Annotated in this window: 14 protein-coding genes and 1 tRNA gene; 7 read left to right on the forward strand and 8 right to left on the reverse strand. The window is 70.4% G+C overall.

The genetic code is table 11. The features are described 5' to 3' along the window. Entirely contained in the window at window positions 1-1,266 is a 1,266-nt protein-coding gene (locus ABD385_RS10410) for an MFS transporter (protein WP_344574820.1), read from the reverse strand. A gap of 98 nt (window positions 1,267-1,364) precedes the next feature. Here ABD385_RS10410 and ABD385_RS10415 point away from each other — a divergent pair, with 98 nt between their 5' ends. Continuing rightward, window positions 1,365-2,348, forward strand: coding sequence for a LysR family transcriptional regulator (locus tag ABD385_RS10415; RefSeq protein ID WP_344574821.1), 984 nt, complete (start codon window positions 1,365-1,367; stop codon window positions 2,346-2,348). A gap of 134 nt (window positions 2,349-2,482) precedes the next feature. Here the strand turns inward: ABD385_RS10415 and ABD385_RS10420 are convergent. Beyond that, window positions 2,483-2,566: transfer RNA gene (locus ABD385_RS10420), tRNA-Leu, on the reverse strand. 454 nt (window positions 2,567-3,020) lie between these two features. On the opposite strand from ABD385_RS10420, the gene ABD385_RS10425 reads away from it, so the two are divergent. The 6 genes from ABD385_RS10425 (at window position 3,021) to pknB (ending at window position 11,049) form a co-directional block, all read left to right on the forward strand. Then, window positions 3,021-3,839, forward strand: coding sequence for an FHA domain-containing protein (locus ABD385_RS10425; protein ID WP_344574822.1), 819 nt, complete (start codon window positions 3,021-3,023; stop codon window positions 3,837-3,839). A 10-nt stretch (window positions 3,840-3,849) separates the two neighbouring features. Next, complete coding sequence (locus ABD385_RS10430) at window positions 3,850-4,377, forward strand: FHA domain-containing protein FhaB/FipA (RefSeq protein WP_016574845.1); 528 nt, start codon at window positions 3,850-3,852, stop codon at window positions 4,375-4,377. Between the two features lie 132 nt (window positions 4,378-4,509). Beyond that, window positions 4,510-6,018, forward strand: coding sequence for a PP2C family protein-serine/threonine phosphatase (locus tag ABD385_RS10435; protein WP_344574823.1), 1,509 nt, complete (start codon window positions 4,510-4,512; stop codon window positions 6,016-6,018). Window positions 6,019-6,041: 23 nt separating this feature from the next. Then, complete coding sequence (locus ABD385_RS10440; protein ID WP_233657233.1) at window positions 6,042-7,439, forward strand: FtsW/RodA/SpoVE family cell cycle protein; 1,398 nt, start codon at window positions 6,042-6,044, stop codon at window positions 7,437-7,439. After that, window positions 7,436-8,905 carry a peptidoglycan D,D-transpeptidase FtsI family protein gene (locus ABD385_RS10445; RefSeq protein ID WP_344574824.1) on the forward strand — a complete coding sequence of 490 codons (1,470 nt, stop codon included), beginning with the start codon at window positions 7,436-7,438 and terminating at the stop codon, window positions 8,903-8,905. Before ABD385_RS10440 ends, ABD385_RS10445 begins: the two co-directional genes overlap by 4 nt. Before the next feature lie 146 nt (window positions 8,906-9,051). Next, window positions 9,052-11,049, forward strand: a complete 1,998-nt coding sequence (pknB, locus tag ABD385_RS10450) for a Stk1 family PASTA domain-containing Ser/Thr kinase (protein WP_344574825.1) — start codon at window positions 9,052-9,054, stop codon at window positions 11,047-11,049. Window positions 11,050-11,125: 76 nt separating this feature from the next. Here pknB and ABD385_RS10455 read toward each other — a convergent pair whose 3' ends face one another. The 6 genes from ABD385_RS10455 to ABD385_RS10480 form a co-directional block, all read right to left on the reverse strand. Further along, a complete protein-coding gene (locus tag ABD385_RS10455) occupies window positions 11,126-11,875 on the reverse strand; it encodes a class E sortase (RefSeq protein ID WP_344574826.1) in 750 nt (249 codons plus the stop codon). Window positions 11,876-11,901: 26 nt separating this feature from the next. Then, entirely contained in the window at window positions 11,902-13,503 is a 1,602-nt protein-coding gene (locus ABD385_RS10460; protein WP_344574827.1) for a class E sortase, read from the reverse strand. Continuing rightward, entirely contained in the window at window positions 13,500-14,156 is a 657-nt protein-coding gene (locus tag ABD385_RS10465; RefSeq protein WP_344574828.1) for an aminodeoxychorismate/anthranilate synthase component II, read from the reverse strand. Before ABD385_RS10465 ends, ABD385_RS10460 begins: the two co-directional genes overlap by 4 nt. After that, complete coding sequence (locus tag ABD385_RS10470) at window positions 14,153-14,329, reverse strand: hypothetical protein (RefSeq protein WP_344574830.1); 177 nt, start codon at window positions 14,327-14,329, stop codon at window positions 14,153-14,155. The genes ABD385_RS10465 and ABD385_RS10470 overlap by 4 nt, the downstream gene beginning before the upstream one ends. Before the next feature lie 82 nt (window positions 14,330-14,411). After that, on the reverse strand, window positions 14,412-15,098 hold the full coding sequence (locus ABD385_RS10475; protein WP_344574831.1) for a class E sortase: 687 nt from the start codon (window positions 15,096-15,098) through the stop codon (window positions 14,412-14,414). A gap of 36 nt (window positions 15,099-15,134) precedes the next feature. Then, a complete protein-coding gene (locus ABD385_RS10480) occupies window positions 15,135-15,905 on the reverse strand; it encodes a DUF881 domain-containing protein (protein WP_344574833.1) in 771 nt (256 codons plus the stop codon). Window positions 15,906-15,908: the final 3 nt, after the last annotated feature.

The following is a 15,908-nucleotide window of genomic DNA, read 5'->3' on the forward strand; positions in this document are numbered from 1 at the left end:
TCACCCGGCGATCGCCGCTCCCCGGGACGGCGCCCGGCCCAGCACCACGGTCAGCAGCGCACCCACCACGAGCGCGCCGCCCAACCAGATGACGCCACCGGCCCCCCAGCCGTCCGCGGCCCGCCCGCCGACCAACGCCCCCAGGGCGATGGCCGCGTTGAACACCGCCACGAACAGCGCGGAGGCCGCCTCCCGCGCGTCCGGCGCGGCCGTCATCAACCAGGTCTGGGTGCTGACCGACACGCCCCCGTAGGCCAGACCCCAGACGGCCACCATGGCCGCGACACCCCACACACCGGCGGCGTGCCCCATCACGGGCACCAGCAGGACCGCGGCCGCCAGCACCGCGCAGATCGCCAGCAGCGCGGCCCGCGGGGCACGCGCCGCAGCGGCACCGCAGGCAAAGTTCCCCGCCAGCCCGGCGACCCCGAAGGCCAACAGCACGCTGCCGATCTGGCCGGGCTGCGCCCCCGCCACCTCCTCCAGAACCGGACGCACGTACGTGTAAGCGGCGAAGTGCCCCGCCACCAGGAGCGCCACCAGCACCAGCCCGGTGCACACCGGGGGCCGGCGCAGCAGCCCCAGCACCCCGCCCAGCCGCACCGCGCCGCTCGCCGCCAGCCGCGGCAGCAAAACGGCCAGTGCGCCCGCCACCACCGCGCAGACCCCGGCCATCGCCACGAACGCCGCACGCCAGCCCGCCAGTTCACCCACCAGGGCACCGGCCGGCACGCCCAAGACGGACGCCGCCGCGACCCCGCTGAATATCAGGGCCGTGGCCGCCGCCACCCGCCGCTCCGGAACCAGCCGCACCGCCAACCCCGAGGCGATCGCCCACACCCCGCCCATCCCGAGCCCCACCAGCACCCGAGCCACCAACAGCACCACGACGTTCGGCGCGTACGCCGCCAGGAGGTTCGCCACCGCCAACGTGCCCATCAGGACGGCGAGGACCGCACGCCGGTCCCGGCGTCCGATCAGCAGCGTCAACACCGGGGCGGCGACCGCGGCGACCACGCCGGTGACGGTCACCGTCAGCCCGGCCGTCCCGTCCGTCACCCCCAGGTCCCGACCGATCGGCGTCAGCAGTCCCACTGGCAAAAGCTCCGACGTCACCACCGTGAACGTCGCCGCCGCCAACGCCACGACCGCCGGCCACCCCCCACCCCGCGCCCGCCGCAACTCCCCCGCAGCCGCCGCTGCTTGCCGGTCCGTCGCCGTGCCCGCGGCGGCCGCGACGCGCTCCGCACTCTCACTCTTCGCCATGGCGCCCAGCCAACGCCCCGCAGCGCCGGGGAACAACAGCGAACCGCTCACCCTTCTATGAGCAGGACTCATCGATCGACCGCACCTGGAAGGCACTCATGAGCGGCCCGCCCGCCCGCACCGGCCCGATCGGCGCCGGCGGCCTCGAACTCCGCGAGCTGGAGTGCTTCCTCGTGCTGTCCGAAGAACTGCACTTCGGCCGCACCGGCACCCGCCTCTACGTCTCCCAGAGCCGGGTCAGTCAACTGCTGCGCGCCCTGGAGTCCCGGATCGGGGCACGCCTGGTGGACCGCACGTGCCGCCGGGTCCGCCTGACGCCCCTGGGCGAGGAGTTCCGCGCCTCCCTGCACCCCGCCTACGACGCCCTGCGCGCCACGGTGGAGCGCGCCCGGACCGCCGCCCGCGGCGTCGAGGGCCGACTCGCCGTCGGCTTCCAGGGCACCGCGGACGACCAGATCATGCAGGTCATCGACGCCTTCCACGCCCAGCACCCGCAGTGCACCACACAGATCGTGGAGATCCCGCTCAGCGACCCGTTCGGGGCGCTGCGGAGCGGGACGGTGGACGTGGCGGTGCTGCTGCTCCCGGTCACCGAACCGGACCTCGTGCTCGGCCCGGTGTTCTCGTCCCAGCCGCTCACCGTGGCACTGTCCGTGCGGCACCCCCTGGCCTCCCGCACGGCCCTCGACGCCGAGGAACTGACCGAGCTGCCCCTGATCTCCCCCGACGAACCGGCGCCGCCGTACTGGCGCACCGTCCAGGCGCCCACCACCACGCCCGCCGGCCTCCCCATCCCGGCCGGCCCCCGGGTCAGCACGCTCCAGGAGGGCCTGACGCTGACCGCGGCGGGCCGGGGCGGAATGCTGCTGTGCCGACCGACGGCCGACTACCACGGGCGCCGTGACGTCGTCTTCGTGCCGGTCACCGGGCTTCCGGAATCGGTGCAGGGAGTGGTGCACCACGCGGCACGGGAAACCGCCCGGGTCCGCGCCTTCACAGCCGCCGTAAGAGCTGTGACGGCGGTCACTTCACCGCCCGCCGGACACCCCGAACGGGCAAGCGCAGCGGGGAATGTGACGTAGGACTCACGTCGCGGTGCTCACATGGCCGGGCTCACGTCGCGGCCCGCGCCGCACGGCGGTCGACCCACGGCACTGCGGGCACAACGCAAGACCCCCGGTCTCCGGATTTCTCCGGAGACCGGGGGTCTCATCTGTGCGCGAGGGGGGAGTTGAACCCCCACGCCCTTTCGGGCACTGGAACCTGAATCCAGCGCGTCTGCCTATTCCGCCACCCGCGCATGGGTGCTGCCGGTTTATTCTCTCACGCGATCCGGGCCGTTCGGTCCGGGTCTTGCGGGAGCGCCTTCCGACATCCAGAACATTAGCACGGTGTCGGGGGTGACTTCACACGCCTTTCCCCCGGCCACAGGCCTGCGAGGGGCGGGCGGCACTCACGGGCGACCGGGCGCGTTCCTCACAGGGGCTCCCGGGACACTGGCCGGAGTCGGCCCCCGCCCCCTCGGGCGGACGGGCGGTTGCGGGACACTGGTATCGGGGCACATCTACGATCGCAGTGCACTGCAAGCGGCCGAAGGAGAGCGGCAAGAGGACGACGGACACCGGGCAACCCTGTGGTGGGCGACACTCGTCCTCCAGGCAGGAAAGGGGAACCAGCCGATTTCCCGGCGCGTGGATACGATCAGTAAGCAGTATCAGGACGACCCTGAGGAAGACTGAGGAAGGAGGTGCCCCGTGGGAGTACTGAAGCGCTTCGAGCAGCGTCTCGAAGGTCTCGTCAACGGCACCTTCGCCAAGGTGTTCAAGTCCGAAGTGCAGCCCGTTGAGATCGCCGGCGCTCTGCAGCGCGAGTGCGACAACAACGCCAGCATCTGGAACCGCGACCGCACGGTCGTTCCCAACGACTTCATCGTCGAGCTGAGCACTCCGGACTACGAGCGGCTGAGTCCGTACAGCGGGCAGCTCGGTGACGAGTTGGCGGGCATGGTCCGCGACTACGCCAAGCAGCAGCGCTACACCTTCATGGGCCCGATCAAGGTCCATCTGGAGAAGGCCGAGGATCTCGACACCGGCCTGTACCGCGTCCGCAGCCGCACCCTCGCCTCCAGCACGTCCCAGGACCGGCCCGGCCAGGCCGCGGCGGCCCGCGCCACCGGAGCGCCGAGCCAGCCCGGCGGCCACGTGGCCCCGCCCATGCCGACCTCGCCGCCCCCCGGTGCGCCCCCCGTGCCCCGGTCCGCAGCGCCCGGCGCGGGACCGCAGCCGTACGCGCAGACCCGGCGCTGGGTCGAGATCAACGGCACCCGCCACCAGATTTCGCGGTCCACCTTGGTGCTGGGTCGCAGCACCGACGCCGACGTACGGATCGACGACCCGGGAGTCTCCCGGCGTCACTGTGAGATCCGGGTCGGACCACCCCCCACGATCCAGGATCTGGGGTCCACGAACGGGATCGTGGTGGACGGGCAACACACCACCCACGCTAGTCTCCGCGACGGCTCGCGGATCGTCGTGGGCAGTACCACCATCGTTTACCGGCAAGCCGAAGGGTGAAGCGGGGGCAATGTCAGAGCTGACCCTCACGGTCATGCGGTTGGGTTTCCTCGCCGTACTGTGGCTGTTCGTCATCGTGGCCGTTCAGGTCATCCGCAGCGATCTGTTCGGCACGCGCGTCACACAGCGCGGCGCCGCCCGACGCGGCGGACCCGAACCGCGCACCCAGCGCCAGGCCGCTCCCCAGCAACAGCAACGCCGCCAGGAGAGCGGCAGCCGCGGCGGCGGCCGGCAGCGGCGCGGAGCCCCCACCAAGCTGGTGGTCTCCGAAGGCACGCTGGCCGGCACGACCGTCGCCCTCCAGGGCCAGACGATCAGCCTGGGCCGGGCGCACGACTCCACCATCGTGCTGGACGACGACTACGCGTCCAGCCGGCATGCCAGGATCTACCCGGACCGTGACGGCCAGTGGATCGTCGAGGACCTCGGTTCCACCAACGGCACGTACCTTGACCGGACCCGACTGACGACCGCGACTCCGATTCCTCTGGGAGCCCCGATCCGCATCGGCAAGACCGTCATCGAGCTGCGGAAGTAGTACGACAATGAGCGAGCGGAGCGAGCGAGCCGTAACGGTCCACTCGGCGGACCCGGGCGTGCTCCCGACCGGAGGGTGGGCAGTGTGGCTCGACGAGACCGGCTGTACCCCGAGCCGACGGGTGAGGTGCGCATGAGTCTGTCGCTGCGCTTCGCCGCCGGATCGCACAAGGGCATGATCCGCGAGGGCAACGAGGACTCCGGCTACGCCGGGCCCCGCCTGCTCGCCATCGCGGACGGCATGGGCGGCCAGGCCGCCGGTGAGGTCGCCTCCTCCGAGGTGATCTCCACGCTCGTCCAGCTCGACGACGACGTTCCCGGCTCCGACATCCTCACCTCGCTGGGCACCGCCGTACAGCGCGCCAACGACCAGCTGCGGGTGATGGTCGAGGAGGACCCGCAGCTGGAGGGCATGGGGACGACCCTGACCGCCCTGCTGTGGACGGGCCAGCGGCTCGGCCTGGTGCACGTCGGCGACTCCCGCGCCTACCTGCTGCGCGACGGGATGCTGACCCAGATCACGCAGGACCACACCTGGGTGCAGCGGCTGGTCGACGAGGGCCGGATCACCGAGGAGGAGGCCACCACCCACCCGCAGCGCTCACTGCTGATGCGGGCGCTGGGCAGTGGCGACCACGTCGAACCGGACCTGTCGATCCGCGAGGTGCGGGCCGGGGACCGGTACCTGATCTGCTCGGACGGACTGTCCGGAGTCGTCAGCCACCAGACGCTCGAAGAGACCCTGGCCGGCTACCAGGGGCCGCACGAGACGGTGCAGGAGCTGATCCAGCTCGCACTGCGCGGCGGCGGGCCGGACAACATCACCTGCATCGTCGCCGACGTGCTCGACGTGGACGGCACCGAGGCCGCCGCCGGGCAGCTCAACGACACCCCGGTGGTGGTCGGCGCGGTCGCCGAGAACCAACACCAGCTGAACGACCCCAGCACGCTCCAGACGCCCGCCGCCCGCGCCGCCGAGCTGGGCCGCCGGGACGCCGCGCCGGCTCCGGGAGGCGCCTTCGGGCCCCCCGGCAGCGGGGAGCCCGAGGTCGGCGGGGTGCCGCACGGCTCGTTCGGCGCGTTCACCGACGAGGACTTTCTCAAGCCGCGGCGGCGCGGCAAGTGGCTCAAGGCGTCGCTGTTCACCGTGCTCGCGCTCGGTGTGCTCGGCGGCGGGCTGTACGCCGGCTACCAGTGGACGCAGACGCAGTACTTCGTCGGCGCCAAGGACGACCACGTCGCGCTGTACCGGGGCATCAGCCAGGACCTCGCGTGGATCAAGCTCAACGCGGTCGACGAGGACCACCCCGAGATCGAACTCAAGTACCTGCCGGTCTACCAGCGCAACCAGGTCAAGGAGACCATCGCGGTCGACAACCGCAACCAGGCCAGCGACAAGGTGACCGAGCTCGGCAAGCAGGCCAACGCCTGCCAGGCCAAGGAACAGCGGGAGGCCGCCGAGCGGGAGGCCGCGGCCGCCAAGGGCAAGAACGGCCAGAAGCCCGGCAGCAAGACGGGCGCCCCCGCCGGCAACGGCGTGACCGGTGCCCTTTCCACGACTGCAGACCCCACCCCCACCCCCACCCAGACTCCCTCCGAGGAGCAGCAGAAGCTGGAGAAGAATTGCAGTACCCAGCAGTGAGGGCGTAGGGGGCCGGAGATTTTATGAGCAGTACAACGACCACGACCACCGTGGGCACGTTCGCCGCGCCCAGCCGCCGCAACACCGAGCTGGCCCTGCTGGTCTTCGCGGTGCTGATCCCGGTCTTCGCCTACGTCAACGTCGGCCTGGCGAAGGACGGTTCGGTGCCCGCCGGGGCGCTGGGGTACACCCTGGGGCTGGGCCTGTTGGCGGGCGTCGCGCACCTCGTCGTCCGCAAGTGGGCGCCGTACGCGGATCCGCTGATGCTGCCCATCGCGACGCTGCTGAACGGCCTGGGGCTGGTGTTCATCTGGCGGCTCGACCAGGAGCCGAAGATCAGCACCCCGCAGCTGGGCGGTGCCATGGCACCGGGCCAGATGATGTGGTCGACGCTGGGCGTCGCGCTCTTCCTCGGCGTACTGATCTTCCTCAAGGACCACCGCGTCCTGCAGCGCTACACCTACATCTCGATGGTGGTCGCGCTGGTCCTGCTGGTCGCGCCGATCTTCTTCCCGGCCCGCTTCGGCGCGCGCATCTGGATCACGATCCCCGGTGTGGGTTCGCTGCAGCCCGGTGAGTTCGCGAAGATCGTCATCGCGATCTTCTTCGCCGGCTACCTGATGGTGAAGCGCGACGCGCTGGCGCTGGCCAGCCGCCGCTTCATGGGCATGTACCTGCCGCGCGGCAGGGACCTCGGCCCGATCCTGGTCATCTGGGCGCTCAGCCTGATGATCCTCGTCTTCGAGACCGACCTGGGCACCTCGCTGCTCTTCTTCGGCCTCTTCGTGATCATGCTGTACGTCGCCACCGAGCGGACCAGCTGGATCGTGTTCGGCCTGCTGCTGAGCGCCGGCGGTGCGGTCGCCGTGGCCACCTTCGAGTCCCACGTGCAGGTCCGCGTCCACAACTGGCTCAACCCGCTGGAGCTGCTGAACGGCGGCGTGACGGAGACCGCGCAGGCGATGTACTCCTTCGGCTCCGGCGGCATCCTCGGGTCCGGCCTCGGACAGGGCTACTCCCGCCTCATCGGCGGCATCGCCCCGAAGAGCGACTACATCCTCGCCACCGTCGGCGAGGAGACCGGCCTGGCCGGTCTGATGGCGATCCTGCTGCTGTACGGCCTGCTCATCGAGCGCGGCATCCGCACGGCGCTGGCCGCCCGCGACCCGTTCGGCAAGCTGCTGGCGGTCGGTCTCTCCGGTGCCTTCGCCCTCCAGGTCTTCGTCGTCGCCGGCGGTGTGACGGGTCTCATCCCGCTGACCGGCATGACGATGCCGTTCCTGGCGCAGGGCGGTTCGTCCGTCATCGCCAACTGGGCGCTGGTGGGCATCCTGCTCCGGATCAGTGACACCGCGCGCCGTCCCGCCCCCGCCCCCGCCCCGTCCACCGACGCCGAGATGACCCAGGTGGTCCGCCCGTGAACAAGCCCCTGCGACGGGTCGCGGTCTTCTGCGGCCTGCTCGTCCTCGCCCTGCTCGTCCGCGTGAACTGGGTGCAGTTCGTCCAGAGCGACCAGCTCAAGAACGATCCCAACAACCGCCGGGTGGCGATCGAGCGCTACAGCACGCCGCGCGGCAACATCATCGTGGACGGCAAGGCCATCACCGGCTCGACGACCACGGACATCGGCGACTTCAAGTACAAGCGCACCTACAAGAACGGCAAGATGTGGGCGCCGGTGACCGGCTACGCGTCGCAGGCGTTCGACTCCAACCAGTTGGAGAAGCTGAACGACGCGATCCTCACCGGCACCGATGACCGGCTCTTCTTCAGCCGCACGGTCGACATGTTCACCGGCGGCAAGCAGAAGGGCGGGAACGTGGTGACCACCCTCGACGCCAAGGCGCAGCAGGCGGCCTTCGACGGGCTCGGGGACAAGAAGGGCGCCGTGGTGGCGCTCAACCCGGAGACCGGGGCGATCCTGGCGCTGGCCAGCACCCCGTCGTACGACCCGTCGACGTTCGCGGGGATGAGCGACAAGGACGCCACGGCGTACAACGCGCTGCTGAAGCAGAACGACCCCGACGACCCGATGCTGAACCGGGCGCTGCGGCAGACGTACCCGCCCGGCTCCACGTTCAAGGTCGTGACGGCCGCCGCGGCGCTGGAGAACGGCCTGTACACCGACGTCGACGCCAAGACCGACTCACCGGTGCCGTACATCCTGCCGGACACCGCGCACCAGCCCCTGAACAACGAGGGCAACATCCCCTGCGAGAACGCGACGATGCGGGTGGCGCTGCAGTACTCCTGCAACACCGTCTTCGGCAAGGTCAGCGCGGACCTCGGCAACGCGAAGATGAAGTCCGAGGCGGAGAAGTTCGGCTTCAACGACGGGAAGATCGACACCCCGGTGCGGGCCGCGGAGAGCGTCTACCCGAAGGACAACCGGCCGCAGAACGCGATGGCCGGCATCGGCCAGGCGTCGAACCGCGCCACGCCGCTGCAGATGGCGATGGTCGCGTCGGCGGTCGCCAACGGCGGCAAGCTGATGAAGCCGTACATGGTCGACCAGCTGGTGGCCCCGAACCTCAACGTCGTGCAGCAGCACACGCCGCAGGAGATGAGCCGGCCGCTGAAGCCGGAGAACGCCCAGAAGCTGCAGAGCATCATGGAGACCGTGGTCAAGGAAGGCACGGGCACCACCGCGCAGATCCCCGGCGTCACGGTCGGTGGCAAGACGGGCACCGCGCAGCACGGCGAGAACAACAAGGACAACCCGTACGCCTGGTTCATCTCGTACGCCAAGACCGCCAAGGGCACCCCGGTGGCGGTGGCGGTCGTCATCGAGGGGTCGGACACCCTGCGCGGCGACATCGCCGGCGGCAAGCTCGCCGCGCCGATCGCGAAGAGCGTGATGGAGGCGGTCATCGCCGGCGAGCGGTGACGGCGGTCATGGCGATACCGGTCACATATCAGGTTGCGGCTCCGGTCCGGTCCGGGACGGCGTGCCGGGTACGGTATGCCCGGACAGCACACCGCCGGACCACACACGGGTGCGGTCGGGACTGACGGAGAGGGCTGGAGAAGCTTATGGAAGAGCCGCGTCGCCTCGGCGGCCGGTACGAGCTGGGCTCGGTGCTCGGCCGTGGTGGCATGGCGGAGGTCTACCTCGCGCATGACACCCGCCTGGGCCGCACCGTGGCGGTGAAGACGCTGCGGGCGGACCTCGCTCGCGATCCGTCCTTCCAAGCCCGGTTCCGCCGTGAGGCCCAGTCGGCCGCCTCGCTGAACCACCCGTCGATCGTCGCGGTCTACGACACCGGCGAGGACTACGTCGACGGGGTGTCGATCCCGTACATCGTCATGGAGTACGTGGACGGGTCGACGCTGCGCGAGCTGTTGCACTCCGGGCGGAAGCTGCTGCCCGAGCGGTCGCTGGAGATGACCACCGGCGTGCTGCAGGCGCTGGAGTACTCGCACCGCGCCGGCATCGTGCACCGCGACATCAAGCCGGCCAACGTGATGCTGACCCGTACCGGCCAGGTCAAGGTGATGGACTTCGGCATCGCCCGGGCCATGGGCGACGCCGGGATGACCATGACGCAGACGGCGGCGGTGATCGGCACCGCGCAGTACCTGTCGCCGGAGCAGGCCAAGGGCGAGCAGGTCGACGCCCGCTCCGACCTGTATTCGACGGGCTGCCTGCTCTACGAGCTGCTGACGGTGCGGCCGCCGTTCGTGGGGGACTCCCCGGTCGCGGTGGCCTACCAGCACGTGCGGGAGGAACCGCAGTCGCCGAGCACCTTCGATCCGGAGATCTCGCCGGAGATGGACGCGATCGTCCTGAAGGCGCTGGTCAAGGATCCGGACTACCGCTACCAGTCGGCGGACGAGATGCGAGCCGACATCGAGGCGGCGCTGGACGGCCAGCCCGTCGCGGCGACCGCCGCGCTCGGTGCGGTCGGCTACGGCGAGCAGGACCAGCCGACGACGCTGCTGCGGGCGCAAGACCCGGGCGGCCCGAAGACGTCGATGCTGCCGCCGATGAACCCCGACGACGGGGGCTACGGCTACGAGGACCGCGCGGACCGGCGGCGGGGCGGCGGCCAGAAGAAGAGCAACCTCTCCACGATCCTGCTGGTGCTGGCGGCGGTCCTGGTCCTGGTCGGTGCGATCTTCATCGGCAAGGCCATGTTCAGCGGCGGGACCAAGAACAACAGCATCTCGGTGCCCAACCTCGTCGGCAAGACGCTGGCGGAGGCGAAGTCCTACGGCGAGAACAGCTCCTTCAAGGTCACCAAGCAGGGCAGCAAGCAGTGTGACAACGCCAAGAAGGGCCAGGTCACCGAGCAGGACCCGGCGGCCGACGAGAAGATCGACAAGGGCGCCACGGTCAAGGTGACGATGTGCTCGGGCGCGGTCAAGGTGGCCGTGCCGGACGTGCAGGGCATGCCCTTCGACCAGGCGGAGCAGTTGCTCAAGAGCAAGGGCTTCCAGAACGTCACCAAGACGGAAGAGGTGTCCGACCGGACGCCGGGCGTCGTCACCAAGCAGGACCCCAAGGCGCAGGCCGAGACGACCAAGGACACCCAGATCACGCTGACGGTGGCCAAGGCGGCGCCGAAGTCGACCGTTCCGGACGTCACCGGCCAGGACTTCAACGCGGCGCAGAAGCAGCTGCAGGACCTGGGCTTCACCGTCGCCCGGACCGAGCAGGACGTGTCCGACCCGGCGCAGAACGGCAAGGTCATCTCCCAGTCCCCGACCGGGAACCAGCAGGCGGCGCAGAGCTCCACGGTCACCCTGACCGTGGGCAAGGCGGCGCAGGCGCAGGTGCCGGGCGTGACGGGCAAGAAGGTGAAGGACGCCAAGCAGATGCTGCAGCAGGCGGGCTTCAACAACATCCAGTTCGCGGGCGGCAGTTCGCAGGACGACAACGCCATGGTCATCAGCCAGGACCCGCAGCCGGGAACCGGCGGTGACCCCGCGTCGACCACCGTCACCTTGACCACCATGGGTGGCAACAACGACGGCAACAACGACGGCGGCATCTTCGGCGGCCCGTTCGGCTGGGGCAAGAAGCACTAGCGCCCGCGCGGCACCGTACGACGGAGCCCCGGCGGCCCTTGGAGGGCGGCCGGGGCTCCGTCGTGCGGTGCGGGACTCAGCGGAGTTCGGCGGGCGGCGTGCGGTCCGCGTCGACCTTCTGGGTGCGGACCAGTTCGCCCCAGACGACGTAGCGGTAGTCCGAGGTGTAGACGGGGGTGCAGGTGGTGAGCGTGATGTAGCGGCCGGCTTTGTGCTTGCCGGATTCGGCGGGGACCTCGTCGAGGACCTTCACGTTGTACTTCGAGGTCTGCGACAGCGTCGCGAAGACCTTGTAGACGTACCAGGTGTCCTTGGTCTCGAAGACGATCGGGTCGCCGTCCTTGAGCTTGTCGATGTTGTGGAACTTCGCGCCGTGGCCGTCGCGGTGGGCGGCGAGGGTGAAGTTGCCTTTCTTGTCCTGCGGCAGGGCGGACTTGACGGGCTTGGTGTAGTAGCCGGCCACGCCCTCGTTGAGGATGTCGCTGCCGGTGCCCTTCTTGACCAGCACGTCGCCGTTGTTCATCGCCGGGACATGCAGGAAGCCGATGCCGTCCTTGGTGTCCAACTCCCCCGGGCCCTTGGGGCCGGGAGCCGCGGTGGCCCAGTGCTGACGGACCTTGTCGCCCTGCTTGTGCGATTCGCGGTCGGCGAGGACGTTGGTCCACCACAGCGAGTAGACGACGAACAGGCCGAGGACCAGCCCGGCCGTGATGAGCAGTTCGCCGATGACGCTGACGACGGAGGCGAAGGTCTGCCACCTCCGGCGCGGTGCAGGTGACGTCGCGGGCCGGTCGTCTTGGTCCTCGTCGATTCCGCTGGCAGTCACCGCGTCGCTCCCCTTCAGTCGTCCGCTCAGCCGGCGAGCGCTGCTGGTTTGCCCTTGCTCCGCGGCCGCTCGTCGACCATCTTGCCCCAGACGATCAACCGATAGGTACTGGTGAATTCCGGGGTGCAGGTGGTCAAGGTGATGTACCGGCCGGGGCCGGTGAATCCCGACCCGGGCGGCACCGGCGTGATCACACTGGTGTTGCTGGGAGAGGTCTGCGGGAGGACGCTCTCCATCTCGTAGGTGTAGTAGGCGCTCTGCGTCTCGACCACGATCTTGTCGCCCTTGGTCAGGCGGTTGATGTAGCGGAACGGCTCGCCGTGGGTGTTGCGGTGGGCGGCGACGGAGAAGTTGCCGGTCTTGTCCCACGGCATGGCGGTCTTGATGCCGCTGGCGGCGTCGTAGTGGCCGACCATGCCGTGGTCGAGGACGGAGTGCTTGTCGATGCCTTCGGCGATCGGGGCCTTCACGTCGAGCTTCGGGATGTACATGATGCCGAAGCGCTCGCCGTCCGCGAGGTTCTTCTTCTCGCCGCCGCCCTGGTCCCACTCGTGCTGGAGGTTGTTGGCGGCGCCGCCGGCCTCCTCGCCGGCCATCACGTTCGTCCACCACAGCTGGTAGGTGACGAAGAGGAGCATCAGCACGCCGAGCGTGATGAACACTTCGCCCAGCGCGCGGCTGGCGATCAGGCCGGGGCTGTCCTTGGCGGCGCGCTGGGCCCGGCGGGCCTCGACGCGCGTCATGGGTGGCTTGGGCGCCTCGGCAGCGGTCACGGCGGAAGCGGACGCAGCGGCAGCCCCGGCACCGCGCCGACCGTGGCGGCCGCCCCCCTTGCCCGCCGCCTGGGCAGCCTTGCGACGGGCCGCGCGGCCTCCCGGCTCCGCAGCGGTCGTGGTTTCACGTGAAACAGCGGTGGCGGCGTCGGTTTCACGTGAAACGTGCGCGCTGGTTTCACGTGAAACGTCGCCCCGGACGGGCTGTTCGGCCTGGCGCAGCGCCATGGTCTCGTCGTCCGACCGTGGCGGAGCAGCGGTCGGTGTGGGGCGCAAGGACCGACCGGACCGTGACGGAACCAGCGGGGGGATCGTGGGGAGGGGCGCGGTGAGGGCCTCCGCGACCCCGTGCGGGCCGTGCGGGTCGGATATCGGCTCGGTCGGGGGTGGCGCGTAACTGCCGCGGCCGAAGCCGCCGTTCACCTGGCCGTAGAGATCGGCTTCGGGGCCGCGCGGCGGCGCGGGCCGGGGCACCGGCGGGGTGTCGCCGGGGCCGGGTCTGCGGTGCCGGGCCGAACGCCGCGGAGGCTCCGGTGTCGCGGGCCGGGAGGGCGCCGGCGGGTCCTGGCGGGGCCGGAACCAGGGGGAGCCCTCGGCCGCGGCTCCCCCGCCGGGGCGGGCGGTGGGCGCGTCCGGGGCGTACGAGGTCGGGTACGGGTCAGGGTGGGGGCGCGACGGCGCCGACCGACCGGGCAGGGGGTCGTTCAGCGGGTCGTCGAGCCGTCCCACCGCCGCTTCGAACGCGTCAGACCGGCCGGGTGGCTCGGTGGGCGCGTACGGGTCCTGCGGTGCCTGTGGCGGGTCCTCGTGCGGTTCGTAGGACCGCCCTTCGTGCTCGGGGCGCAGCGCGGTCACGCGCCGGCCTTGCCGACCACCGGGGCAAGCCCCGCCGAACGCTCCACCGCTCCCATGTCGCCGCACTCCACCAGCCAGTTGGCCAGCATCCGGTGTCCCCATTCCGTCAGTACCGACTCGGGGTGGAACTGCACGCCCTCCACGGGGAGTTCACGGTGGCGCAGGCCCATGATGATCCGGCCGCCGGGGGCGTCGGGCGCCTCCGTCCAGGCCGTGACCGCCAGCTCGTCGGGGACGGTGTCCGGTTCGACGGCCAGCGAGTGGTAGCGGGTGGCGGTGAAGGGCGAGGGCAGTCCGGCGAAGACGCCGGCGCCCTCGTGGAGGACGGGCGAGGTCTTGCCGTGCAGCAGCTCGGGGGCCCGGTCCACCACTCCGCCGTAGGCGACCGCCATCGACTGCAGGCCCAGGCACACGCCGAACACCGGGACGCCGGTGTCCGCGCAGTGCCGGACCATGTCGACGCAGATCCCGGCCTGCTCGGGGGTACCGGGGCCCGGGGAGAGCAGCACGCCGTCGAAGCCGTCCTGGGCATGGCGCGGGGCCACCTCGTCGTTGCGCAGCACCTCGCATGCGGCACCGAGCTGGTAGAGGTACTGGACCAGGTTGAAGACGAAGCTGTCGTAGTTGTCGACGACGAGAATCCGTGCGGTCATCGGGTGGCTGCCATCCCTTGGTCGACAGTGACGTCATTGAAGGGGAGCAGTGGCTCCGCCCACGGAAAGACCCACTGGAAGAGCACGAAGACCACCGCCAGGGCGAGCACCACGGAAAGCAGCGCCTTCACCCACGTGGTGCCCGGCAGATGCCGCCAGATCCAGCCGTACATGCTGTCGCTGTCCCCTTGCCGATGCCGTTGGACGATGTCGATTGCGACACCAGAGTAAGGGGAGAGGCTGTGCCCGGGTGGGTCAGCCGGGCAAAGCCGACGGCCTTCCCTGGGTGACGGATTGGGTCGAATCGAGGTGCGCCCAGGCGATCAGGCGGTGGCTGTGGCCCCACTCCGGTTCGCAGGTGGTCAGCGTCAGGTAGCGGCCGGGACCGGTGAAGCCGGACTTCTGCGGGACCGGATCGATCACGCCGATGTCGGTGGGCAGCGTCGTGTAGGGGTGGTTGTCGATGCGGTAGGTGAACCACGTGGTGCCGTCGGTGAGGACCACGGCGTCCCCGGGGCGCAGTTGTGGGAAGTCCTTGAACGGGTCGCCGTAGGTGCGGCGGTGGCCGGCGACGGCGAAGTTTCCGGTCGCGCCGAGCCGCGCGGTCCGGTCGTAGTGGCCCAGGCCGCGCTGGAGGACGTCGGTCCCGGTGCCCTCCAGGACGGGCTTGGCCCAGTCCGGCCCGAAGCGGGGGATGTACATCACGGCGAAGGACGCGCCCGGGGCGTAGCGGCGGGGCGGGGCGTTGGGTGTGGGGGCGGGGGCGCCGGCGGCGACAGGGCCGGTGGACCACTGGTCCTGGAGCCTGCCGATCTCGCCGTCCATCGCACTGTCCGCCCGGACGCCGGTCCAGTAGAGGAGGTAGACGACGAAGAGGACGATCAACGCGCCCACGGTGAGACAGATTTCGCTGGCCGTCCGCACGATCCACCGCACCGTCATCCGACCGCCCCTCCCTGCCGGCCCGCGGGATGCGGGCTACGGCTTCACAGGCTGTGCGTAGTGGAGATCCACTGTGCCGGAGTAGCCGGGAAGAGTCACCGCCTCGTCCTGGTCGACTTTCCAACCGAGGCCGTAGGCGTTGACGTACTGGAGGTAGTTCTGGATGGCGGGGGACGCGGTCAGGGCGCTGTTGAGGGCGTCGCGGTCGCCGACTGCGGTGATCTTGTAGGGCGGGGAGTAGACCCGGCCCTGGAGGATCAGGGTGTTGCCGACACAGCGGACCGCACTGGTGGAGATCAGCCGCTGGTCCATGACCTTGATGCCCTTGGCGCCGCCGTGCCAGAGCGCGTTCACCACGGCCTGGAGGTCCTGCTGGTGGATGACGAGGTCGTTGGGCTGGGGCTCGGGGATGCCGGGGATCTTGGCGGTGGCGTTCGGCGGGGCGTCGGTGAGCGTGACCGTCAGCCCCTGGCCGGAGACCGGCTTGGTGCCGGCGTTCTTTTCCAGGCCCTGGAGCGCGGCGTCCTGGGAGGCGGACGGGGCGGTGTCGCGGCGGGCGAGGGCGTCGACCTCGGAGCGCAGACCGGCGTTGCGCTCGTCCTGGGTGCCGTTCTTGTGGCTGCGTTCCTGGATCAGGTCGGACAGCCGCAGCATCGGATCGTCCGAGCGGAGGTTGGTGCCGCGGGCGGTGTCGAAGCTGAGCCAGAACATCAGGCCGGCGAGGGCGAAGACGAGGAGGGTGAGGAGCCGAACGGGCCGCAGTCGGGCTCGGAGGGGGCGCCCGGGGGAGCCGTCGGAAGTGCTCAACGT

It is taken from the genome of Streptomyces lunalinharesii, from assembly GCF_039532155.1.
Taxonomy (GTDB): domain Bacteria; phylum Actinomycetota; class Actinomycetes; order Streptomycetales; family Streptomycetaceae; genus Streptomyces; species Streptomyces lunalinharesii.